Origin of the sequence: Aidingimonas halophila, from assembly GCF_900106955.1 — a bacterium.
In the GTDB taxonomy this organism is placed as follows: Bacteria; Pseudomonadota; Gammaproteobacteria; order Pseudomonadales; family Halomonadaceae; genus Aidingimonas; species Aidingimonas halophila.
In genome coordinates this window covers 1-21,184 of sequence record NZ_FNNI01000011.1, presented here as the reverse complement: position 1 = coordinate 21,184, position 21,184 = coordinate 1, and the positions used below count along the sequence as shown (strand labels likewise).

Genomic DNA, 21,184 nt, shown 5'->3' with positions numbered 1-21,184 from the left:
GCCAGGCAAAAACACATAAACCGCTTCAAACACTAAACGAGTTCCGCCAGCGATTCAACCACGCCATCAGGCTGACTGGCGGCGACAGGTTCACCATGATTATAGCCATAGGTGACTGCCAGCGTGCGGAAACCGGCACGTTTGCCAGCTTCGATATCGTGACAGGAATCGCCGACCATCAGACATCGCTCGGGAGACACCCGACACGTCTCGGCAACGTACCATAATGGCGCCGGATGTGGCTTCCTGTCTGGCAGCAGGTCTCCCCCCAAGACGATGCGGAAATACCCGGCGATCCCGAAATGCTCGAGAATCGGCTGAATGAACATCTGAGGCTTGTTGGTGACGAGCGCCAACTGGAAACGGTGCCCGGCCAGCCCCTCAAGCGCCTCACGCACGCCGGGGTAGAGCCGCGTATGCTGTACCGGGTGTTGGCGATAGCGTGCCAGAAAGGCGTCATGAGCACGTTCAAGGAAAGCCTCATCCGGCACGCGACCACTCGAGTCATGAACCGCCCGCTCCATCAATACACGCGAACCGTTGCCGACCCAGTCCCGGACACGGGATGCCCCACGAGGCGCCAGTCCAAGGTCGACCAGCGACGCATCGACGGCCGCCGCGAGATCAGGAACCGAATCGACCAACGTGCCATCAAGATCGAAAACCACCAATGTCATGTCCCGTAGTAGCGGATGCAAGCAGCCTCCCGACGCCGTAGTGACTCAAACCGTCCAGTGCCTCATGGACCTTCGTCAATGACACTCTGTTGCTCATAATGCATGTAATATTACGAAAAAACATGCCCCAATTCGGCCTTTACCCATAGGCATCGATGCGCAATAAGCTTATGCTAACCCCATATGTCGCCGCCTCCAGGTTGCTACTACCACCATCCTGACTCTGGCGACCTCGATTTCGCATCTTTTACATTGGTAGCAGGAGTCTCGCATGACCCAACCACGTATCGTGGTGGTCGGCGGAGGCGCGGGCGGACTCGAGTTGGTCACCCGACTCGGACGCAAACTTGGCAAGCGCAAGCGTGCCGAAATCGTGCTCGTCGATCGCAACCCCACTCACATCTGGAAACCGCTGTTACACGAGGTCGCTACCGGAGCACTCGACTCCGGGCTGGACGAAGTCTCCTATCAGGGCCATTCAAAAGCCCATGGCTATCGTTTCCAGCTCGGCACGCTCAGTGACCTCAATCGGGAAGAGCGCCGTATCACACTGGCACCGATCATCGACGACGACGGCAGTACCGTCCTTCCCTCCCGCGAGATCGAATACGACTATCTGGTGCTATCGCTGGGCAGCGTCTCCAACGATTTCGGCACCCCGGGAGTCGCCGAGCATTGCCACTTCCTGGACAGCCCCCAACAGGCGGAAACGTTTCGCCACGACATGCTCAATACGTTCCTGCGTTACAGCGACCCTGCCCGGCGGGCGCATCCCAAGCTGACTGTGGGGATCGTGGGTGCCGGAGCCACGGGCGTCGAATTGGCTGCCGAACTCTATGACGCATCCAAGATGCTCAACAGCTACGGCTTCACCTCACTCGACAGTGGCCAGCTCGACGTTCATCTGCTGGAGGCCGCCCCCAACATTCTACCGGCGCTTCCCGAACGAATCAGCAAGGCCGTGCGTCGAGAACTGGAGAACCTGGGAGTCAACATTCATGTCGACACCCGTGTCACCCAGGTCGATGAAGAAGGTTTTTTTACCGCGGACGAAACGCGTATCGAAACCGACCTCAGTGTCTGGGCTGCCGGCATCAAGGCCCCTGCCTTCCTGTCCGAATTGGGGCTGTCGACAGAGCGCAACCATCAGGTCAAAGTTCACTCGACCCTGCAAAGTATCGATGACGAACACATCTTCGCCTTTGGCGATTGCGCCAGTTGCCCTCAGGAGGACGGCAAGCCGGTTCCTCCACGCGCCCAGGCCGCTCACCAGCAGGCGACACGGCTCTATCGCAACCTGCAAGCGGCGCTCGAGGGCAAACCCTTGAAGCCGTTCGTGTTCCGCGACCGAGGCTCATTGATCTCACTGGCACATTTCGATGCCGTGGGCAGCCTCATGCGGGGCGCGTCGGCTCGCAGCCTGTTCATCGAAGGAAGGCTGGCCAAGTTCTTCTATGCTTCCCTGTATCGCATGCATCAATTCGCCATTCACGGCACTCTGAAAACCGCTGTGACCGTCGTGGTCGATGGTCTGAACCGTTTCCTCAAACCCAAGATGAAGTTGCATTGAGCGATGCATCGGCGCGTCTGGCCGCCACCCAGGCGCGCTTCCTGGAAGCCGGTTGACGTTTCAACCAGGCTTCGAGTTTCAAGGCATCGCTACGGCTGCCTACCGCCGTCCGGTAATACAACCTCAAGGGCCCTTTACCTCGCAATGCGCGTGCACCACGAACGCCCTCTCGATGTTCTCGAAAGCGCCGTTCGACATTGGTCGTGATGCCCGTATAAAGTGCCCCGTTCGCCATCTGTATGACATACAGGTACCAGACCGGAGCGGTTGCCTCCGTCATGCCCGTGCCAGCGCCTCACGCATGGCGGCAATGATGCTGTCGTAACGGTTCGGATCTTCCGCTCTGGCCGCCTTGAAAATCGCCGAGCCGGCCACGAAGGTATCCGCGCCAGCTTGTGCGACTGCCGCGAGATTATCGACATTGACACCGCCATCGACTTCCAGACGAATATCTCGACCGGACGCCTCGATGCGTTGACGCGCCTGACGCAGTTTATCGAGCGTTCCAGGGATGAAGGACTGCCCACCGAAGCCGGGGTTGACGCTCATCAACAGGATCATGTCGACCTTGTCCATCACGTAGTCCAAAAAGGTCAAGGGAGTGCCCGGATTGAAAACCAGACCCGAGCGACAGCCGCCATCGCGAATCATCTGAAGAGAACGGTCGATATGTTCGGAAGCCTCCGGATGGAAGGTGATATAACTGGCCCCGGCATCGATGAAGTCACCGATCAGACGGTCGACGGGCTTCACCATGAGATGCGCGTCTATCGGTGCCGTGACGCCGTGCTTGCGTAATGCCTCGCACACCATCGGGCCGATGGTGAGGTTCGGGACATAGTGATTGTCCATTACATCAAAATGAACGATATCGGCGCCGGCAGCGAGGACATCATCGACTTCCTGACCCAGGCGGGCAAAATCGGCGGAAAGAATCGACGGGGCAATCTTGAAATCGGTCTTGCTATCGGACATGGATCTGCGGAATTCCCTGATTTGCTGAACGAGTGCCGCTATTCTAGCAGGTTGCAAGCCTGGCTGGCGCTTGCTGATTACGGGATTCATGCCGATAGTAAAAGATCGACGCCTGTGGTCATCAGCAGAACCAAGGAGACGGTCATGACAATTCGATCCCACGCCCGCCACCCATTTGTCGGTTTACTGGCGTCCGGCCTACTTGTCGCGGCTACGTGTTTCTCACCATCAGCATACAGCCAATCCGCCATTCTCGAAGGGGAACGCTTTCACCCCGAGCAGGCCCGTCATGGAATGATAGCGACGAGTCATGAGCTGGCTTCCTCCATCGCCCGCGACGTGATGGCCGACGGCGGCAATGCCGTGGATGGCGCTGTCGTTGCCGGTTTTGTACTGGCAGTCGTGCAACCCCGTTCCGGTAATATCGGCGGCGGCGGATTCATGCTGATCTCGGACGAAGACAGCGATGAGGTCGTGGCAATCGATTACCGTGAAACCGCTCCAGCCGCCGCGACCGAAACCATGTTCCTGGATGACGATGGCGAACCGGTAAGCGAGTGGTCGCGCTATACCCATCGTGCCTCCGGCGTTCCCGGCACTGTCGCGGGTCTGGCCTTGGCACTCGACGAATACGGAACGCTCACCCTGGCCGAGGCACTGGCCCCGGCAATCCGTCTTGCCGAAGACGGCTTCGAGATACCACCACGCTTTGCCGAGGGAGTTAAAGAGGCTGGCGAACGACTCACGGCCTGGGAGTCGACCCGTGATGTCTTTTTCAAAAGTGACGGTAGTGCCTATGAAGCCGGCGATACCTTTCATCAGCCGGACCTGGCGGCAACATTAAAACGTATCGCCGAACACGGTCCGCGTGAATTCTATGAAGGCAAAACCGCCGAGTTGATCGTCGCCGAGATGAAACGCCACGATGGCCTCATCACCATGGAGGATATGGCCGGATATGAACCGCGCATCCGCGAACCGATCCATGGACGCTATCGCGGCCATGATATTTATGCCATGAGCCCCCCGTCTTCCGGCGGTGTACACATCGTACAGATGCTTAACATGCTGGAAGCCGATGATATCGCTTCACTGGGCCACAACTCGGCCGCGACACTGCACCTGATGGCCGAAACCATGAAACGCGCCTATGCCGATCGCTCCCAATTCCTGGGGGATACCGATTTCGTCGATGTCCCACTGGACGGTCTCACCGACAAAGCCTATGCCGCGCACTTACGCGACCAGATCGACCTACAACAGGCAACGCCTTCGCAGGATATTGCACCTGCTGATCCATGGCCTTATGAATCGGATGAAACGACACACTACTCCGTAGCAGACGATAACGGGCTCATGGTATCCAACACCTATACCATCAACTTCAGCTACGGATCCGGCATCGTTGTCGATGGCGCCGGTTTCTTGCTCAACAACGAAATGGATGACTTTTCCGCTAAACCCGGTGAACCCAACGCCTATGGCTTGATCGGTGGGGAGGCCAACAAGATCGAACCGGGCAAACGCATGCTGTCGTCGATGACACCCACCATCGTCAAACGAGATAGCAAAAACCTGCTGGCCACTGGCACCCCCGGCGGCTCGCGCATCATCACCACGACGTTGCAAGTCGTCATGAATGTCATCGATCACGGATTGAACATCCAGTCGGCCGTCAGCGCCCCACGCATTCATCATCAATGGCTGCCTGATGAAATCGCCATCGAAGCCGGTATCAGTCCCGACACCATCGAAAGACTCGAACAAAAGGGGCACGACATCACACCCACGACAGCCATGGGAGCCGCTCAATCGGTCATGGTCGATGACCTGTTTCTTGGCGGTGCCGACCCACGCCGTTCGACCTCCAGGGCTCTCGGATGGTGAAGCGGCAGTGCCCCTATCAGCCTGCGGGCTTCTCGCACAATCCGACACCCTGCGATTATACTCGGGTATCGGTTCGCGGAGATGGCTCCGCAGGTGATCTCGGGAGTATATGAATGCAACGACGATTGATAGCGCTATTCTGCCTGGCTTTGGCACTCATCCTGGTCGGTGGCTGCGCCAGCCCCCACTACCTTGAGGCCGACCCGCGTGTGGGTGGCGATCTACCCCGTAATGGCAACGGCGAGGAAGTGACGGTCAACGTGGTCGATGACAGGGAGAGTGAGGTATTGGGAACACGCAGTGGGGCGGCCAATGCCTCCGCCACGGTCACGGTTTACGCTCATGAGTTGGTACCCAAGCTGCAAGAGCAGGCCGAACTCGCCGTGCAACGAATGGGATTTTCTCCGACACGGGAAGCTGCCGAGGGCCGCCCTAGCCTGACACTGACGCTCAAGCGCCTTGGTTATGGGCGCGGCGCATCACAACCCATGCTGGGCAGTGCCCGCCTGGAAGCGGTATTCCTCGCCAAGGCGGTCAACGGAAGGCAAACCTACACCGGCACCTACACCTCGCGGCGCGATCAGAGTTACGTCATCCGCCCTGGCGAGGAAGCCAACACGGAAATGGTCAATGAGGTTCTGAGCAATGCACTCGACCGTGCCTTCCGCGACCAGGAACTGGGACGTTTACTGGCTAGATAAGACAGTCGGTAGGCCCGCGGCGAATCAGGGACCAGGTGCTCTCCTGCCAGCCATTCTCCTCGGGCTCACCATCAGCAAGATGGGTCACCTTGAAATTGGGACTGAATAACGTCTCGATCTCGTTCGCAGCGACATCATAGGGTGGCCCCCTATCATCACCCGGCGCTCGCCTCAGACTAATCAATATGCCCTTGGCACCCGGTGGCAACAATTGAGCGAGATGGAAGGCATAGCGCTGACGGGTCGCTTCCGGCAACGCGATCAATGCCGCCCGGTCATAGAATGCCTCGACGTCGGATGCCTGCTGGATATGGAAGTGGAAAAAATCGCCACCCCACAGTTCGATGCTCCCCTGGCGATAGATCTCGAACCCATCCTGACGATAGCGAAGCGCATCTCCCCCGCCCTCGCGAGCGAACTGATCTATCGCTTCCAGTGACAACTCCACGCCCAAGACCGGGTGCCCCTGACGGGCCAGCCAACGCATATCCACGCTCTTGCCGCACAGTGGCACCAGCACTTTGGTGCCCGCCGGCACCCTCAGTGTCGGCCAATGATCGACCAAAGCTGGATGAGGGTGCTCGCGATGAAACCCGAGGCGCCCTTCACGCCATCGAGACAGCCATTCCTCTTTCACAGCCCCTCCAGAGATCAAAACCAGCGATCGCGCTTCTTCCGTCGACGGGGTAGATGAGGAACGACCAACCCCACCAGCAGACCGGCCCCGGCGACACCGCCTCCATACATGAAGTAGCGCATCAGCAGATCCTCTTCCTGGGTATCCAGCTGTGCTTGTTGCTTGCGGACGGTTTCCCGGGAATCCTGGAAGCGTTCTCGGAGTTCAGCATTCTCGCTTTCGAGATCGTCGATGCGTGTCTCCCGGTCTTCCAGCGTCGCCTCGGTATCCGCAATCCGACTCTGCCACTCCTCATTGATCCCATCGAGCTCCTCGGTCATTGAGTCGATTTCATCTTCGAGTTCGGGCAATCGCTGCTGGGCACTCTCATCGTCTTGTAGATCATCGGTAAGTATCCATACCGTGTCATCCTCGCCTTCCGCCTCCACCCGGCTGTAATCGCCTTCGGTCTCGAGTACCGTCACGGGCTCACCGGATGTCAGCGTGCCGACAATGCGGTACCCATCGGAGGGTCCACTGCGCACGAAGGTTGTCAGTTCATCCGAAACCCACTGCGTATCATCCTGCTGGGCCTGCAATCCGCCCGCGAGCGTGCAGAGAGCACAACCGGCAATCAACGTCCTTAAATTTCGCATAGTGCTAATATCTTAATGGCTAAAGTAAGGCTCATGGACACTGCCTGGCTCCAGCGATAACAACTGATACCGTGACCTTCCTGTCGACGGCACTGTGATGAGACAACATCCACAACTTCTGTGGATAAGCCTTGGGAAAACCAACGTGCAATGCCCCTCATTCAGCGAGGAAACTGCCTCTGTCACGATTCGTTCATTTTTTAACCATGACATGACACGCTTCGCTTCCCGACCCAGCCCCACCCGACTGGATCCGACTCGATAAGACACGCAGAATAGCAATAGCCGTGGCAATAGGCGAGATGGTTGGCCCTGACCGTTGTCACTGCGTATAATAGCCCACAATTCAATCCCCTGATCGGTGACGGAAAACCGGGCGCGCCAAGCGTCGCGGTCCTATTGTTATGGCGAAGAAACTCTTCATCAAGACACACGGCTGCCAAATGAACGAGTACGACTCCGCTCGCATGGCGGATCTACTCGGTGACTCACACCAAATGGAGCTCACCGACGATGAGCGAGATGCCGATGTCATTCTCCTCAATACCTGCTCCATTCGCGAAAAGGCCCAGGAAAAGGTCTTCCATCAACTGGGGCGTTGGAAGAAGCTCAAGGAAAACAACCCCGATCTCGTCATCGGCGTCGGCGGTTGCGTAGCCAGCCAGGAAGGTGAGGCCTTGCGCAAGCGGGCGCCTCACGTCGACATGGTGTTTGGCCCCCAGACATTGCACCGTGTACCGGATATGTTGAAATCCCGGCAGGAAGATCAGATATCGGTGGTGGATGTCACGTTCCCGGAAATCGAAAAGTTCGACCACCTGCCCAAGCCCAGCTCCGACGGTGCCACCGCTTTCGTATCGACAATGGAGGGATGCTCGAAATACTGCTCCTTCTGTGTCGTCCCCTATACTCGGGGGGAAGAGGTCTCACGTCCCTTTGAAGACGTCATGGATGAAGTCATTCACCTTGCCGATCAAGGCGTCCGCGAAATCAACCTGTTGGGGCAGAACGTCAATGCGTATCGTGGCGAGAACCAGCTTGGGGAGGAAATCGACCTTGCCGAGTTGATCGCTTGTGTCGCCGCGGTGGACGGTATCGATCGAATCCGTTTCACGACGTCACACCCGGTAGAATTCTCTGACTCGCTGATTGAAGCGTTCGGGGAGATTCCCGAATTGGTCAGCCACTTGCACCTGCCGGTGCAGTCCGGATCAAACGACATTCTGGCGGCAATGAAGCGTGGTCATACTGTGGAAGAGTATATCGACAAGATGGAGCGCATTCGCGCGCTGCGTCCCGATATCAGCTTCTCATCGGACTTCATTATCGGATTCCCTGGCGAGACCGAAGCGGATTTCGAAGCGACCATGAACTTGATCCACCGTATCGGCTTCGATGTATCGTTCAGCTTCGTCTATTCAGCGCGTCCGGGAACACCTGCCGCCAATCTCGAGGACAACACGCCGGAATCCGTCAAGAAAGAACGTCTGGCCATCCTGCAGGAACGCATCAACCAGCAGGCCATGCAGATCAGTCGTCGCATGGTAGGATCTACGCAGCGAATCCTGGTAACAGGTTTCTCGCCCAAGGACCCCGGTCAACTCTCTGGACGTACCGAGAACAACCGCGTGGTGAATTTCCGTGCTGCCAATCCGACAGACCTCATCGGCCATTTCGTCGATGTGGAAATCACCGAAGCACTGCCCAACTCATTACGTGGTGAATTGGCCAGTCCTCATTGCTATTGACCCGGATGGGCTGACAAGCCAAGCTCCTCTTAATTGCCCCGAGCCAATCCGGGGCAATAAGTTCATCCCTTTTTCATAACAACGCACGGAACCCCTGCTCTTGAGCCAACAAAGTTCCCAGGCCAACCGCATCATTACGCTGACACTCGAACCCAATGACCCCATGCGCCTGGCCAACCTCTGTGGCCAACACGACGAACACCTGAAACTCGTCGAATCCCGGCTGGGCGTCACGTTACGCAACCGTGGTAACACCTTTCAGTTGGCCGGCCCCCACTCCCGGGTCAAAGCGGCTGCCAATGTCGTCGAACACCTGTACCGGGAAACCGAAGCCAGCGAATTGACACCCGATACAGTACACCTCTTCCTGCAGGAATCCGGCCTGGAGGCTCTGGAGGACGATGAAGCGGACGACTCGGCCACTGATGAGGTGTTACTGCGTACACCCAAGGCGCTCATAAAGCCACGTGGGTTCAATCAACAGGGATACGTTCAGAGTATCCGCGCCCATGATATCAATTTCGGGATCGGTCCGGCCGGAACCGGCAAGACCTATCTGGCCGTAGCGGCAGCCGTTGAAGCGCTCAATCAGCAGGAAGTCAGGCGGATTCTGCTGGTTCGCCCAGCCGTCGAAGCCGGTGAGAAGCTGGGGTTCCTGCCCGGCGACCTGGCCCAGAAGATCGATCCTTATCTGCGACCGCTCTATGATGCATTGTATGAGATGATCGGTTTCGAACAGGTTGGCAAGCTGATTGAACGCCAGATCATCGAGATCGCCCCACTCGCTTACATGCGTGGTCGAACCCTCAACAATGCCTTCATCATTCTCGATGAAAGCCAGAACACCACGCGCGAACAGATGAAGATGTTTCTGACACGCATCGGGTTCGGTTCGACGGCGGTAATCACCGGCGATATCACCCAGGTCGACTTGCCGCGTGGACAAAGCTCCGGATTGATACAGGTCCTCAATGTTCTCAAGGACACCGCAGGCATCGGCGTGACGCATTTCGCTGCCAAGGATGTCGTACGTCATCCACTGGTTCAGCGGATCATCGAAGCCTATGAATCCTATGAGGCTGAAGAGGAAGCCGCCGAGCGGGAACGCAACCACACGTATCAGACATCGTCCGGCAACCATGTTCAGCGTAGCGATGCCAACAATGATGCGGAGCCCGACTCATGACCACGTCATTCGGGCCGATCATCGACCGTCAAGTGGCCATCGATCATGAAGACGCTCGCCGACTGCCCACGCAGTCCGACCTTGAGCAGTGGGTGGGCGAGACACTGCGGCATATACAGGTGCCAGTGTCGAAGGAAATCACCGTGCGCTTTGTCAGTCGCGAAGAAAGCGGTACATTGAACCGCGAATATCGTGGCAAGGACCGCCCCACCAATGTCCTCTCATTTCCATTCGACATGCCTGCGGAACTCGACATACCTTTATTGGGCGATCTCGTGATCTGTCACGATGTAGTGGCTCAAGAAGCCAGTGAGCAACACAAGGCATTACTCACCCACTACGCTCACATGGTTGTTCATGGTACCTTGCATTTGCTCGGCCATGACCATATTGAAGACAATGAAGCCGAGCGGATGGAGCGACTGGAAACCGAGATTCTGGCAATATTCGGTATCAAGGATCCGTACGATCACCCATCTGATCATGACAACGGGGACAAGAGACTCGACGCATGAGCGAAGACCGATCGAGTAGCCAGGGCGGCAAGTCCTGGCTCGAGAAGTTGTTCAGCGCCTTTTCTTCCGATGACGATGAACCCAACTCGCGTGTCGAGTTGATGGATTCGGTTCGTGAAGCCGGTTCTCGACTTCACCTTGACCAGGATGCCCTGACGATCATCGAGGGCGCCCTGCAAATCAGTGACAAACAGGTCCGGGAAATTCTGATTCCGCGATCTCAGGTCACAGCCATCGGCATCGACCAACCTCCCGACGAGTACCTGCCCGTCATCCTGGAAACCGGTCATTCACGCTATCCGGTCATGGGGGAAAATCTCGACGAGATACTGGGCATCCTGTTGGTCAAGGACCTATTACCGTTATTGAGCAAAAGCGAACTCAACCGCGATAGCTTCGACCTCAAGAGCACGCTGAGGCCGGCCATGTTCATCCCGGAGTCCAAGCGACTCAATAGTCTGCTGAAGGAATTTCGCGATACCCACAACCACATGGCCGTCGTTGTCGACGAATACGGTGGTACCGCCGGCATCATCACCATCGAGGATATCCTTGAACAGATCGTCGGGGATATCGAGGACGAGCATGATACCGACGAAGAGGAAGATATCCGCGAGCTGGGGGAACAGAAGTTCGCCATTCGGGCCCTCACGCCGATCGAGGATTTCAACGAATTCTTCGCCACGCGATTTTCTGACGAGGACTTCGATACCGTCGGCGGCCTGGTCATGCAGCGGTTCGGCCACCTTCCCCGTCGTGGCGAATTCACCACCCTGGGTGGCTGGCGCTTTACTGTCTTGAACGCCGACAATCGTCGCATTCGTCTGCTCCAGGTCGAACCGCAGCCTGAGGAAGAAGTCGACGACAGAGACGCCTACGATGCGCCGGAAAACAAGGGCGAGTGATGACATCTCGTACAAGCGACTGGTCGCATTCACCGGCAATCAACTATCTGATCGCGCTGTTGTCCGGCGGCCTGATGACATTGGCAACGGCACCGTTTTCTCTTTGGTGGTTGAGCCCGATCGCTGTCGGCTTGCTTTATGCCGGCATCCATACGTTGTCTCCATGGCAAGCCGCCTTCAAGGGGTGGCTATATGGTGTCGGGCTATTCGGTTCCGGTGCCTCCTGGGTCTATGTGTCGATACACGACTACGGATACACCGGCATCCCACTGGCCCTGTTCCTGACGGTATTATTCGTTGTCTCACTGGCCCTGTTCTTCGCCATCCCCTTCTGGCTGTATCGACGGTTTACCAGTCCCGGGTGGGCCGTCCTGAGCTTTGCCGGCACCTGGGTGCTCGCCGAAGTGTTACGTACTTATCTATTCACCGGTTTTCCCTGGCTGCTGGCGGGCACCCCCCAGGTCGATTCGCCACTCGCGCCCTGGGCTCCCATCGGCGGCGTCTACCTGCTTTCACTGATTACCGCCTTGACCGGCACGTTAGGTGTCGAACTGTTACGTCGCCGCTGGCTGGCAGCCCTCCCGCTGGCAGGTATGTGGCTTGCCCCGTTGGTTCTCCCCGGCCAGTGGACCACGGCCAGCGACGAGACAACGCAAGTCTCACTACTCCAGGGCAACCTACCGCAATTGATGAAATGGACCGAGGAGGGTCAACAGGATGCGATCGACACGTATACGAACCTGACCCGCCAACAGCCTGACAATGTTGACCTCGTGATCTGGCCGGAAACGGCCCTGCCCATGCTGGAGACGGACGCCCGCCCGATCCTTGAGCGAGCCAAACGGGATCTGCCGGAGCAGGCAGCATTGCTGACAGGCATTCTGCAACGCAACAGCGAGGGGCGATTCTTCAATGCCATCGTCGGGGCAGGCAATGTCGAAGGGAATTATCGCAAGGAACATCTGGTCCCTTTCGGTGAATATTTGCCACTGGAAAGCGTATTGCGCGGCGCGGTTGCCTTTTTCGATTTGCCGACGTCATTCACTACCCCTGGCGAACCCGGCCAGCCACCGATGCAAGCCGCCGGCCTCAAGATCGGCAGTGCCATATGCTATGAAATCGTCTATGCCGATCTGGTCGCCAAACGCGCCAGGGACGCCGACATACTGCTCACCCTATCGAATGACACCTGGTTCGGTGAATCGATAGGCCCGCTGCAGCATCTTCAAATGGCACGCCTTCGGGCACTCGAGAACGGTCGCTATGTCGTTCGCGCGACCAGCAACGGCGTCACGGCCATTGCCGATCCGCGGGGACAGATTACCGCTCGCGCCCCACAGTTCAAGACAGCCAGCCTCACCGATGACATTCATGCCATGCAAGGTCAGACGCCCTTCACACGTACAGGAAGTTGGCCAACATGGTTGCTGGCAACCGCACTGGTACTGCCAGGCTTGAGATTCAAGAAAAGGAATGGATGAGATGGCAAGGTAGGCACCTTCATAGTGCTTTCCCTTGCTCCCTTATCTCCCTACTCGCTTACCCGGTCAGATCATTCGCCTAACACTTCCGGGATGGTCTGCTTCACGTACCTGCCCGGCGCCGGTTCCAATAATGGTAATTCGCCATCTCCCGGTTCGCGAGCCGGTACCATTCGCTGCGTGTCGGCATAACCATTTTCGGTCATCCAGGCCTGCCAATGGGGCCACCAGGAGCCTTCATTGAAGGTCGCTCCTGCCAGCCACTCATCAGGATCCGCCGGCAACGCTTCGTTGGTCCAATACCCATACTTGTTCTTGGCCGGCGGATTGACGATGCCCGCGATATGCCCCGATCCTCCCAATACGAAGGTGACTGGCCCCTTGGGTAGCTGTGTACCACCGTAACAGCTATTCCACTTGGCAATGTGATCGTCATGCGCAGCGATGAAATAGCTTGGCGTAGAGATCTTGCGCAGATCGATCTTGACCCCATCAAGCTCGATGCCGCCCGGCTCGATAAGCCGGTTTTCCTTGTACATGTGGCGCAGATACCAGGCATGCGTTGCAGCCGGTAGATTGGTGCCGTCGGTATTCCAGTACAGCAGATCGAAAGCCGCCGGTGTTTCACCTTTGAGATAGTTGCTGACATAGAACGACCAGAAAAGGTCGTTTTCACGCAACAGATTGAATGAGAAGGCCATCACGCGACCATCGAGATATCCATCGGCCTCGAGTTGACGTTCCAGGCCCTGCAATACCGGTTCGGACAGGAAAACACCGATTTCCCCCGGATCCCGGAAATCGTGTAGCGTCGCCATATAGGTAACGGAGCGCACTTTACGGCCCCGGCGTGTGCTGGTCAGATAGGCGATGGTGCTGGCCGCCAGCGTGCCCCCGATACAATAGCTGAACAGATTCACCGACTTTTCGCCACACGCCTGTTCGATGGCACTCATGGCATCGATTGGCCCCAAGTGCATGTAATCCGCCCAGGTCAGATCGCTCTGCTCGGGTCCGGGATTTCGCCAGGAAATCAAGAAGACGGTATGCCCCTGGTCTACCAGCCACTTGACCAGGGAGTTATCTTCACGCAAATCGAGTATGTAATACTTATTGATCCAGGGCGGTACGACCAGCAAGGGTGTCTTGAACACCTTCTCGGTACTGGGTGAGTACTGGATCAGCTGCATCAATTCATTTTCATAGACCACCTGGCCCGGCGTGATGGCGATATTTCGCCCCACTTCGAAGGCCGACCGGTCGGTCATCGCCACATTGAGTCCTTCCGCGGAATTGGCCAGATCCTCGCGAAGTCGAGCCAGACCGTCGAGCAGGTTCTGCCCTTTGGTTTCCAGCGTCAGACGCATCACCTCAGGATTGGTGGTGACGAAATTCGATGGCGCCATGGCGCTGACACACTGACGAGCATAAAACTCAAGATTGCGTTTCTGCTCGGCCGGCAAGTTGTCCAGGCCAGATACCAACTCTTCAATGAGACGCGAAAACAGCAGGTACTGCTCCATGATGGCCCGATAGAACGGTTCATCGAACCAGGCAGGATCCTTGAAGCGCCGGTCATGCTTCTCCGGCTGTATCAGCGGCTCGACCTCTTCACCGGCGAACGAGCGCAACTGCTGTTGCCAGAGTTGCCACTGGTCCTGCGCCAGACGCATCTGAGCGGTATAAAACGACTGAGGATCACTGACCAACGCTTCGATACCTGCCTGAAGCGTCTCCTGCATGTCACTGTATACCTTCTGGCCCGCCTCTCCAGGCAACATTCGGGCGAACAGTTCCTGGGTCAGGGCTTGATACTCCTGCCCTATCGCTTCCAGTTGCTCAGCCCACTGCTGAATCTCTTCCTGAGATGGCATTTCCGTACCTGACTGCATTCCCGACTCCTTCTTGGATGGTCTTTGACTCTGAAGTCATGCCGGGTTGTTACTGCAACCGACCCGGCATGACGACACAAACGCATTCAGGAACTCTTGCTGCGTGAAGACTGGCTCGAACCACTCCGATTGGACGATTTGGTACTCGTCGCCTTGGCAGGCTCATCCGACTTGGCAGCATTGCTCGCGTTGTCAGCGACCTCTTTGCCGGCTTCGGCAAACAACTGCTCCATTTCACTCTTGAACTGGAGACTGAGCTCGGTCATGGCCCTGGCATCTTCCAGCATCTGCTTGGACAGCTCATTGAGAATTTCCGCCTGGCGTGCACCGAAGTCGCGTATATCCTCCGCCGACTCGATCTCACTGGCATCACGCAACCGTTCGGTACCCAACTGGCTATATCGCTTCATCGACTCGAGCTGGTATTGCGTCATCTTCTCCATATTGTCAAGCATCAAGCTATTGAGCTTGCGCATCGGCTCGAAAAAACTGCGCGTCTGATCATTGAAGGCGGTAAACATTTTATCTTGCATGACGGAAACCTCCTGAGAAACGACAAGGGTGAACCGAACAACACGGCTTTTGCTGCACTGCAAAAAGCGTAGTCCGGACCAGTCCGACTTGCAACCAGTGCCACCCACTTGCCAGGCACATTCCAGACGACATTACTGTCTCAGCTGCGTCGGGAACGTGACGTCGCACTGGCACTCCCCTTCGATGACTTCGACTTGGCCTTCCCTTCCGAAGTTTCCGTTTGCGAAGAGGTCTGACCTTCCGTGCCTCCTGATGAGCGACGGCGTTGCGAGCGCGAGTGACCGGCGGCTTCTTCCTCGGTATCAGCATCGCCGGTTCCACGAGAGGCAGCATTTGAACCCGCTTGCCGCAACATATCGAACATCATCTGCTGGTAGCTACCAAGATTGGCCATGCCTTGGGCCATCCCTTCCTTGAAATAGGGTTGCTTGAGGAAGGGTTCCATCAGGCTCATGGGGTCGTAACCGTCGACACCGGCATCCATCTGTTTCTGAATACGCGACATCAACTCTTGCTGGAATCCCTCGACATCCGGTAGCCCCATTGCCTGTCGAAATTCGGCAGGGGTGAGATCAAATTCGATGTTTATCTTCATGGCGCCGCTCTACTGATAGATTGATTCATACTCAGTCTAGCAGTCAGCCATACCGCTGGTATCAACGATTTTCCGTATTTGGACACGGTCTCTTACAGGCGAGGCGTATCGACCCTGACATCCGGGTTCTGAGCCCGATGACGCATCAGATGATCCATCAAGGTCAGCGCCATCATGGCCTCGGCAATCGGCGTCGCACGGATACCGACACATGGGTCATGACGACCACGAGTCACCACGTCGACGGGATGCCCCGCGACATCAATGGAACGACCGGGAATCGTGATACTGGAGGTCGGCTTCAATGCCAGATGGGCGATCAAGGGCTGGCCGGAGGAAATCCCGCCCAGAACACCGCCGGCATGATTGGAGAGGAACCCTTCCGGCGCCATTTCATCACGGTGCTCACTGCCTCGCTGAGACACGGAGGCAAAACCGTCTCCGATTTCCACACCCTTGACGGCATTGATACTCATCAGGGCATGGGCGAGTTCGGCATCGAGGCGATCGAATACCGGCTCTCCCAACCCGACAGGTACCCCCTCGGCGACGACCGTAATCCTGGCACCCACCGAGTCCTGATCGCGTCGCAGTTGATCCATGAAGGCTTCCAGTTCGGGGACTCTGTCGGGGTCAGGGCAGAAAAACGGATTGTCATCCACCGACTCCCAACTACGAAAGTCGATGGCCATGTTCCCCAACTGACTCATGTAGCCACGCACCTGGATACCCTGCAAGGCCAGATACTTCTTGGCAATCGCGCCGGCCGCCACACGCATGGCCGTTTCCCGGGCACTGGATCGACCGCCGCCCCGATAATCACGAATGCCGTACTTGTGATGGTAGGTGTAATCGGCATGGGCAGGTCGGAACTGGTCCTTGATCCGTGAGTAGTCCTTGGAACGTTGATCGGTATTCTCGATCACTAGACCGATCGATGTCCCGGTCGTTTTCCCCTCGAACACGCCGGAGAGAATGCGAACCTCATCGGCTTCACGTCGCTGGGTCGTATAACGCGAACTGCCGGGACGACGGCGATCCAGTTCATGTTGGATATCGGCTTCGGCCAACGCCATGCCCGGAGGGCAGCCATCCACGACGGCACCGAGTGCCGGGCCGTGACTCTCGCCGAAGGTCGTTACATTGAACAATTTGCCAAAGGTATTACCGGACATGGGGACAGTTCCTCAATAACATCAGGCGAAAGCCGGGGCATGGACATCGAGTTCATCGGCGGTCATCACGAATACGCCATGGCCACCCCGTTCGAACTCCAGCCACAGGAAAGGCACATCGGGAAACGCTTCCTGCAGATGACGGTCGGAATTCCCGACTTCGACGATCAGAACGCCGTGGTCATGCAAGTGCTCGCGCGCCTGACGAAGAATTCGCCGAACGACATCCAGCCCATCACGACCCGCGCCAAGCGCCAGTGCAGGCTCATGATGAAACTCAGCCGGCATGGTCGCGAGATCACGCTCATCGACATAGGGCGGATTGGCGACGATCAAATCATAACGCTGCCCAGCCACCCCATCGAACACGTCCGACAGGACGGCTCGTACACGATCGCCGACGTCATGGCGGGTGATGTTCGCCTTGGCAACCTCCAGCGCGTCCGTGCTCACATCCGTGAGATCCACTTCACACGTCGGCAGAAACAAGGCGGTGGCAATACCGATGCATCCCGATCCCGTGCCTATATCAAGGATGCGTGCCGGCGGTTCTTCAGGAAACCACGCTGCAAAACCATCCTCGATCAACTCAGCGATTGGAGAGCGGGGAATCAGGACACGTTCATCGACGTCAAACGGATAACCGGCAAAAAATGCCTCACCGAGCAGATACGGCATCGGACGACGCGTGTCGATGCGCTCACGCGTCAACGCCACGATGCGTTGGCGCTCCATGGGCAAGAGACGTGCATCGAGTACCGAAGGATCAACGTTCCAGGGAAGATGCAAGGCCCCCAGCGTCAATGCCACGGCTTCGTCCCACGCCGAGTCGGTACCATGACCATAATGCAGGCCATGAAGATGGAATTCACTGGTGGCCCAGCGCAAGCAGTCTCGAAGGCTGATCAAGTCATCGGCGAGTGCATGATCAGTGAGAGTCAACGTCGAGGAATGGGATCGGGGTGCTGCCACGGGTCATCCTGAAATTATCGGACAAGTGTCGGTCGTCTAGAAAAGCGATTGTACCCGCGTCGGCGTGAGGTTCACAGTCACGAGATGGCAGGTATACTGGGTGACCTACGCCCTTGCACACCAGCCACACAGGTCACGCCCATGAGTCGACGCCGAGGCTTGCCCGATGAAGAAGTTTCCATTTTCCGTCAGGCGCTGAAAGAAGCCGGCGTCAAGCAGCTGTCGTCGAACCGTGCCGATCCCGGCAAGCCGAAGAAACCCGACCATGAAGCCAAGGCCGAGCGTCGGGCGGCAGCCACCTCTGCTTCTGTGACTCATGATATCAGCCGGACATCCGATGGACGTGTCGAACCGGTTCGTCCATCCGCCTATCTCGATTTCGCCGTTGCTGACCTGCCCTATCGCACTCACTCCCAGTTGAAACGCGGCCGAATTTCCTGGGAAGCCGGGCTGGATCTGCATGGATATACGCTGGAGGAAGCGCGACATGAACTCGAGAGTTTCCTTCATGACGCCCGATCCCGGCGTTACCGCTGCGTTCTGGTGGTGCACGGTAAAGCGAGAACGGGCGCCGGAAGCAGCTTCGACGATTACCCTGTGATCAAAAGCCACGTCAATGCCTGGCTGCGTGAATGGCCCAGCGTCCTGGCATTCTGCTCGGCGCGAGACCTCGATGGTGGAACCGGGGCTGTCTATATTCTGCTACGAAGACGGGGCGATGCGTTATGAGGAGTCAGGAGGCGTCTTGTCGGACCGTTCCCGTCGCGACTTGATATTTGCCTTGCCAGTCAATTCCTTCCCGACCCCGGACTCCTCTTCGTAACGATCGAGCGCCTGTACGGCCAAATGTCGCCCCAGATCTATCAGGGCCTGGGCTCGATGGAACTCATAAGCACCGCAGACGGTTTTCGGAATTTCAATCAATACATCCGGCGGATAACCCGCCACTTTATATTTCGCCAAGGCGCCCTGGGTGATATCGAACGAGGCCAGGATCATGTCCAGCCGTCCCCAGGCCCTTTGGCTTTCCGTCGGCTCGTCACCGCTCGTCTCTTCACCGTCACCACTGCTATCGTTGCCAAAAAAGAGACGTTGCGCACGATGTCTGATGCCGCCGAGCCAGTCGCCGAATCCATGTCCCGCCGCTTCAAGCGCCTCCTCCCGGGCCTGCTCTTCGGCGGCCTGCTCCGGTGGCAGCAGTTCTTCGAGAGTCACCGGGCGGGCTGTTTGTGCCGTGACATTGACAGCCAGCACGAAATCGGCGTTTACAGAGACGGTGGGGATGATCGGCAAGGGGTTCATCAATCCTCCGTCCACCAGCACCTGTTCACCGATATGCACGGGAGTGATAATGCCGGGAACGGCTATGGATGCGCGAATCGCTTGCAATAACGATCCGGATTGAAACCAGACCTCGCGCTGACGGACCAGATCGGTGGCTACCGTGGTCACCGGAATGTCGAGATCCTCTATCCGACAGTCACCGATCAAGCTCTCGAGCTGACTCATCACCTTATTGGCGCGCATCGCCCCCATCGGGCTCCAGGTCACATCGACCAGCTTGAGCACATCGAAATAATCGAGCCGGCATACCCAGTCACGGTATGCACCGAGCTGGCCGGCCGCATACACCCCTGCAATAAGGGCCCCCATGGAACATCCGGAGATCGCCGCCACTTCATAACCGCGGTTCTCCAGTGCTTCAAGCACACCAATGTGTGCATACCCTCTCGCGCCACCACTCCCCAAGACCAGCGCGACGCGGTTTCCGGCTTCGGCAGAACGCCGAGCACTGCGAGCACACATAGGCCATCCAGTCCTCACGTCATCATCGATTCCCGATACCAATCTACCATGACGGATGCTACCCGTGGGACAGACGTTGGTTCCAGATGCAGATGATGGCCTCCCGGCAATACGATACGCGTCAGCTTCTTCAGGGCGGCACGGGCCGTTGGTGCCGCTTCATGATGCGCCAGGATACCGGTTTCCGCTTCGACAAGCAGGATAGATGCTTCAATCGACGACAATAGTGCCAACATCTGCTCGGGCGTGAAGCGCACCGGCGAAGGTTGCAGCAACCGGCCATCGGAACGTAATCGCCAATGCCCATCCTCCTCGTATGCGAGATTGCGTGCCACCAGAGGCTCGGCAGTCTCCGTATCCATCGCTGTCACACCTCCGGCCACTCGAGCCGCGACGGCTGTCGCCTTATCCGGATAGCGCGGTGGCCGTGACCCGATGCGGCGATGCTTCAGTACACCTTTACGTAACTGCTTGGCCGTCTCATCTGCTGCCGTCGTCAGTGTGCCGAGCCCGTCGACCAGTAACAACCGATCGACACGCTCCGGAAGTGCCGCGGCGACCAAGCAGGCCACCCCCGCTCCCATCGAATGGCCGAGCAAAGGCGCTGATTCCACCCCCAGTTCATCGAGTGCATCGAGCACATCGTGTACATAGTCCCAGATCGCATAATCGCCCGCACAAGCGTGCCGGGACATTCCGTGGCCGGCAAAATCGATGGCAACCACCCTGATGTCGAGGGACTCGGCCAGTCGAGGAGCCAAACGGGAAAAACTGGCGGCGTTATCCAACCAGCCATGCAACGCCAACCACACAGGGGCTTGTGACTGCCCCCACGACAAGGCAGCGATGCGGCCTTCGGCAAAGGAGATGAATTCGGGGTCGATCATTGGCCTGTTATCCAGCGATGTTCAAAGCACGAACCTATCACTAGCGATAGGTAGCTAACGTGTTTATCCTCGTCAGCGTATCGATTTTTCGCCCGAATTGAAACGCCTGTTTGACTCATCCATCGCCGCAGGAGAGAGTGTGTCTGGTCCATCCCGTGATACCCGGCTCCGTAACCGTGTTTTCTTCACCACCGTCATTGTCGCCATCCTTGCAGGATTGTGGTTGGCGCGTTAGACAAAAAAAGAGGTGGCTCTGCGAGCCACCTCTTTCGTCATCACGACCGCGCTTCGTATGCGTGTCGCGGTTCAGCTTTCTCGCTTGCCATCCATCAGGCGCGAGACCTTCAGCGGGTTGTCGTCCTGCAGCGCCGTCGGCAGCAGGTCAGCCGACAGGTTCTGGTAGCAC

Annotated in this window: 21 protein-coding genes; 9 read left to right on the top strand and 12 right to left on the bottom strand. The window is 57.4% G+C overall.

What is annotated here, in order from left to right:
* Nucleotides 1-32: 32 nt before the first annotated feature.
* Complete coding sequence (locus BLW01_RS17285; protein WP_229806520.1) at nt 33-698, bottom strand: phosphoglycolate phosphatase; 666 nt, start codon at nt 696-698, stop codon at nt 33-35.
* Between the two features lie 250 nt (nt 699-948).
* Between BLW01_RS17285 and BLW01_RS17280 the strand changes: the two genes are divergently transcribed.
* Nucleotides 949-2,247 carry an NAD(P)/FAD-dependent oxidoreductase gene (locus BLW01_RS17280; protein ID WP_092572107.1) on the top strand — a complete coding sequence of 433 codons (1,299 nt, stop codon included), beginning with the start codon at nt 949-951 and terminating at the stop codon, nt 2,245-2,247.
* Here BLW01_RS17280 and BLW01_RS17275 read toward each other — a convergent pair.
* Both BLW01_RS17275 and rpe read right to left on the bottom strand, forming a co-directional pair.
* The gene (locus BLW01_RS17275) at nt 2,222-2,527 is read right to left on the bottom strand and encodes a GIY-YIG nuclease family protein (RefSeq protein WP_092572105.1); all 306 of its coding nucleotides are present in this window, start codon (nt 2,525-2,527) and stop codon (nt 2,222-2,224) included. The genes BLW01_RS17280 and BLW01_RS17275 overlap by 26 nt on opposite strands.
* Nucleotides 2,524-3,222, bottom strand: a complete 699-nt coding sequence (rpe, locus tag BLW01_RS17270; protein WP_092572103.1) for a ribulose-phosphate 3-epimerase — start codon at nt 3,220-3,222, stop codon at nt 2,524-2,526. The genes BLW01_RS17275 and rpe overlap by 4 nt, the downstream gene beginning before the upstream one ends.
* A gap of 144 nt (nt 3,223-3,366) precedes the next feature.
* On the opposite strand from rpe, the gene ggt reads away from it, so the two are divergent.
* The gene (ggt, locus tag BLW01_RS17265) at nt 3,367-5,109 is read left to right on the top strand and encodes a gamma-glutamyltransferase (protein ID WP_092572101.1); all 1,743 of its coding nucleotides are present in this window, start codon (nt 3,367-3,369) and stop codon (nt 5,107-5,109) included.
* 113 nt (nt 5,110-5,222) lie between these two features.
* On the top strand, nt 5,223-5,810 hold the full coding sequence (locus BLW01_RS17260) for a YajG family lipoprotein (RefSeq protein WP_092572100.1): 588 nt from the start codon (nt 5,223-5,225) through the stop codon (nt 5,808-5,810).
* Here BLW01_RS17260 and BLW01_RS17255 read toward each other — a convergent pair.
* Together BLW01_RS17255 and BLW01_RS17250 are read right to left on the bottom strand one after the other, a co-directional pair.
* Nucleotides 5,803-6,447: a class I SAM-dependent methyltransferase gene (locus tag BLW01_RS17255; protein ID WP_092572098.1), complete on the bottom strand. Its 645-nt coding sequence runs from the start codon at nt 6,445-6,447 to the stop codon at nt 5,803-5,805. The genes BLW01_RS17260 and BLW01_RS17255 overlap by 8 nt on opposite strands.
* Nucleotides 6,448-6,461: 14 nt before the next feature.
* Nucleotides 6,462-7,082 (bottom strand): TIGR04211 family SH3 domain-containing protein, encoded by a 621-nt coding sequence (locus BLW01_RS17250; RefSeq protein ID WP_092572096.1) that lies wholly within the window; start codon nt 7,080-7,082, stop codon nt 6,462-6,464.
* Nucleotides 7,083-7,486: 404 nt separating this feature from the next.
* Between BLW01_RS17250 and miaB the strand changes: the two genes are divergently transcribed.
* The 5 genes from miaB (at nt 7,487) to lnt (ending at nt 12,917) form a co-directional block, all read left to right on the top strand.
* Nucleotides 7,487-8,830, top strand: coding sequence for a tRNA (N6-isopentenyl adenosine(37)-C2)-methylthiotransferase MiaB (gene miaB, locus BLW01_RS17245; protein ID WP_092572094.1), 1,344 nt, complete (start codon nt 7,487-7,489; stop codon nt 8,828-8,830).
* A 100-nt stretch (nt 8,831-8,930) separates the two neighbouring features.
* The gene (locus BLW01_RS17240; protein WP_092572092.1) at nt 8,931-10,016 is read left to right on the top strand and encodes a PhoH family protein; all 1,086 of its coding nucleotides are present in this window, start codon (nt 8,931-8,933) and stop codon (nt 10,014-10,016) included.
* A complete protein-coding gene (gene ybeY, locus BLW01_RS17235) occupies nt 10,013-10,531 on the top strand; it encodes an rRNA maturation RNase YbeY (RefSeq protein WP_092572090.1) in 519 nt (172 codons plus the stop codon). Before BLW01_RS17240 ends, ybeY begins: the two co-directional genes overlap by 4 nt.
* Nucleotides 10,528-11,436, top strand: a complete 909-nt coding sequence (locus BLW01_RS17230; RefSeq protein WP_092572088.1) for a CorC family transporter — start codon at nt 10,528-10,530, stop codon at nt 11,434-11,436. Before ybeY ends, BLW01_RS17230 begins: the two co-directional genes overlap by 4 nt.
* Nucleotides 11,436-12,917, top strand: coding sequence for an apolipoprotein N-acyltransferase (gene lnt, locus BLW01_RS17225; protein WP_092572086.1), 1,482 nt, complete (start codon nt 11,436-11,438; stop codon nt 12,915-12,917). Before BLW01_RS17230 ends, lnt begins: the two co-directional genes overlap by 1 nt.
* Nucleotides 12,918-12,988: 71 nt before the next feature.
* On the opposite strand, the gene phaC is transcribed toward lnt, so the two are convergent.
* The 5 genes from phaC to prmB all read right to left on the bottom strand — a co-directional run bounded on the left by phaC (nt 12,989) and on the right by prmB (nt 18,085).
* Nucleotides 12,989-14,809, bottom strand: a complete 1,821-nt coding sequence (gene phaC / locus BLW01_RS17220) for a class I poly(R)-hydroxyalkanoic acid synthase (protein ID WP_092572084.1) — start codon at nt 14,807-14,809, stop codon at nt 12,989-12,991.
* Nucleotides 14,810-14,895: 86 nt separating this feature from the next.
* Nucleotides 14,896-15,342: a phasin family protein gene (locus tag BLW01_RS17215; protein ID WP_092572082.1), complete on the bottom strand. Its 447-nt coding sequence runs from the start codon at nt 15,340-15,342 to the stop codon at nt 14,896-14,898.
* A gap of 140 nt (nt 15,343-15,482) precedes the next feature.
* A complete protein-coding gene (locus BLW01_RS17210) occupies nt 15,483-15,938 on the bottom strand; it encodes a hypothetical protein (RefSeq protein WP_092572080.1) in 456 nt (151 codons plus the stop codon).
* Between the two features lie 92 nt (nt 15,939-16,030).
* Nucleotides 16,031-17,113, bottom strand: coding sequence for a chorismate synthase (gene aroC / locus BLW01_RS17205; RefSeq protein WP_092572078.1), 1,083 nt, complete (start codon nt 17,111-17,113; stop codon nt 16,031-16,033).
* Nucleotides 17,114-17,134: 21 nt separating this feature from the next.
* The gene (prmB, locus tag BLW01_RS17200) at nt 17,135-18,085 is read right to left on the bottom strand and encodes a 50S ribosomal protein L3 N(5)-glutamine methyltransferase (RefSeq protein ID WP_092572076.1); all 951 of its coding nucleotides are present in this window, start codon (nt 18,083-18,085) and stop codon (nt 17,135-17,137) included.
* 141 nt (nt 18,086-18,226) lie between these two features.
* Between prmB and BLW01_RS17195 the strand changes: the two genes are divergently transcribed.
* Nucleotides 18,227-18,814, top strand: coding sequence for a Smr/MutS family protein (locus BLW01_RS17195; RefSeq protein WP_092572074.1), 588 nt, complete (start codon nt 18,227-18,229; stop codon nt 18,812-18,814).
* On the opposite strand, the gene BLW01_RS17190 is transcribed toward BLW01_RS17195, so the two are convergent.
* Both BLW01_RS17190 and BLW01_RS17185 read right to left on the bottom strand, forming a co-directional pair.
* Nucleotides 18,809-19,891 (bottom strand): patatin-like phospholipase family protein, encoded by a 1,083-nt coding sequence (locus BLW01_RS17190; protein ID WP_092572072.1) that lies wholly within the window; start codon nt 19,889-19,891, stop codon nt 18,809-18,811. The genes BLW01_RS17195 and BLW01_RS17190 overlap by 6 nt on opposite strands.
* 14 nt (nt 19,892-19,905) lie before the next feature.
* On the bottom strand, nt 19,906-20,778 hold the full coding sequence (locus BLW01_RS17185; protein WP_092572070.1) for an alpha/beta hydrolase: 873 nt from the start codon (nt 20,776-20,778) through the stop codon (nt 19,906-19,908).
* Nucleotides 20,779-21,184 lie beyond the last annotated feature (406 nt).

Excerpts from the sequence above, each read along its gene's own strand:
- BLW01_RS17280 (WP_092572107.1), top strand. The coding sequence starts at position 949 with ATGACCCAACCACGTATCGTGGTGGTCGGCGGAGGCGCGGGCGGACTC.
- BLW01_RS17275 (WP_092572105.1), bottom strand. The coding sequence starts at position 2,527 with ATGACGGAGGCAACCGCTCCGGTCTGGTACCTGTATGTCATACAGATG.
- rpe (WP_092572103.1), bottom strand. The coding sequence starts at position 3,222 with ATGTCCGATAGCAAGACCGATTTCAAGATTGCCCCGTCGATTCTTTCC.
- ggt (WP_092572101.1), top strand. The coding sequence starts at position 3,367 with ATGACAATTCGATCCCACGCCCGCCACCCATTTGTCGGTTTACTGGCG.
- BLW01_RS17260 (WP_092572100.1), top strand. The coding sequence starts at position 5,223 with ATGCAACGACGATTGATAGCGCTATTCTGCCTGGCTTTGGCACTCATC.
- BLW01_RS17250 (WP_092572096.1), bottom strand. The coding sequence starts at position 7,082 with ATGCGAAATTTAAGGACGTTGATTGCCGGTTGTGCTCTCTGCACGCTC.
- miaB (WP_092572094.1), top strand. The coding sequence starts at position 7,487 with ATGGCGAAGAAACTCTTCATCAAGACACACGGCTGCCAAATGAACGAG.
- ybeY (WP_092572090.1), top strand. The coding sequence starts at position 10,013 with ATGACCACGTCATTCGGGCCGATCATCGACCGTCAAGTGGCCATCGAT.
- BLW01_RS17230 (WP_092572088.1), top strand. The coding sequence starts at position 10,528 with ATGAGCGAAGACCGATCGAGTAGCCAGGGCGGCAAGTCCTGGCTCGAG.
- lnt (WP_092572086.1), top strand. The coding sequence starts at position 11,436 with ATGACATCTCGTACAAGCGACTGGTCGCATTCACCGGCAATCAACTAT.
- phaC (WP_092572084.1), bottom strand. The coding sequence starts at position 14,809 with ATGCAGTCAGGTACGGAAATGCCATCTCAGGAAGAGATTCAGCAGTGG.
- BLW01_RS17215 (WP_092572082.1), bottom strand. The coding sequence starts at position 15,342 with ATGCAAGATAAAATGTTTACCGCCTTCAATGATCAGACGCGCAGTTTT.
- BLW01_RS17210 (WP_092572080.1), bottom strand. The coding sequence starts at position 15,938 with ATGAAGATAAACATCGAATTTGATCTCACCCCTGCCGAATTTCGACAG.
- aroC (WP_092572078.1), bottom strand. The coding sequence starts at position 17,113 with ATGTCCGGTAATACCTTTGGCAAATTGTTCAATGTAACGACCTTCGGC.
- BLW01_RS17195 (WP_092572074.1), top strand. The coding sequence starts at position 18,227 with ATGAGTCGACGCCGAGGCTTGCCCGATGAAGAAGTTTCCATTTTCCGT.
- BLW01_RS17190 (WP_092572072.1), bottom strand. The coding sequence starts at position 19,891 with ATGTGTGCTCGCAGTGCTCGGCGTTCTGCCGAAGCCGGAAACCGCGTC.
- BLW01_RS17185 (WP_092572070.1), bottom strand. The coding sequence starts at position 20,778 with ATGATCGACCCCGAATTCATCTCCTTTGCCGAAGGCCGCATCGCTGCC.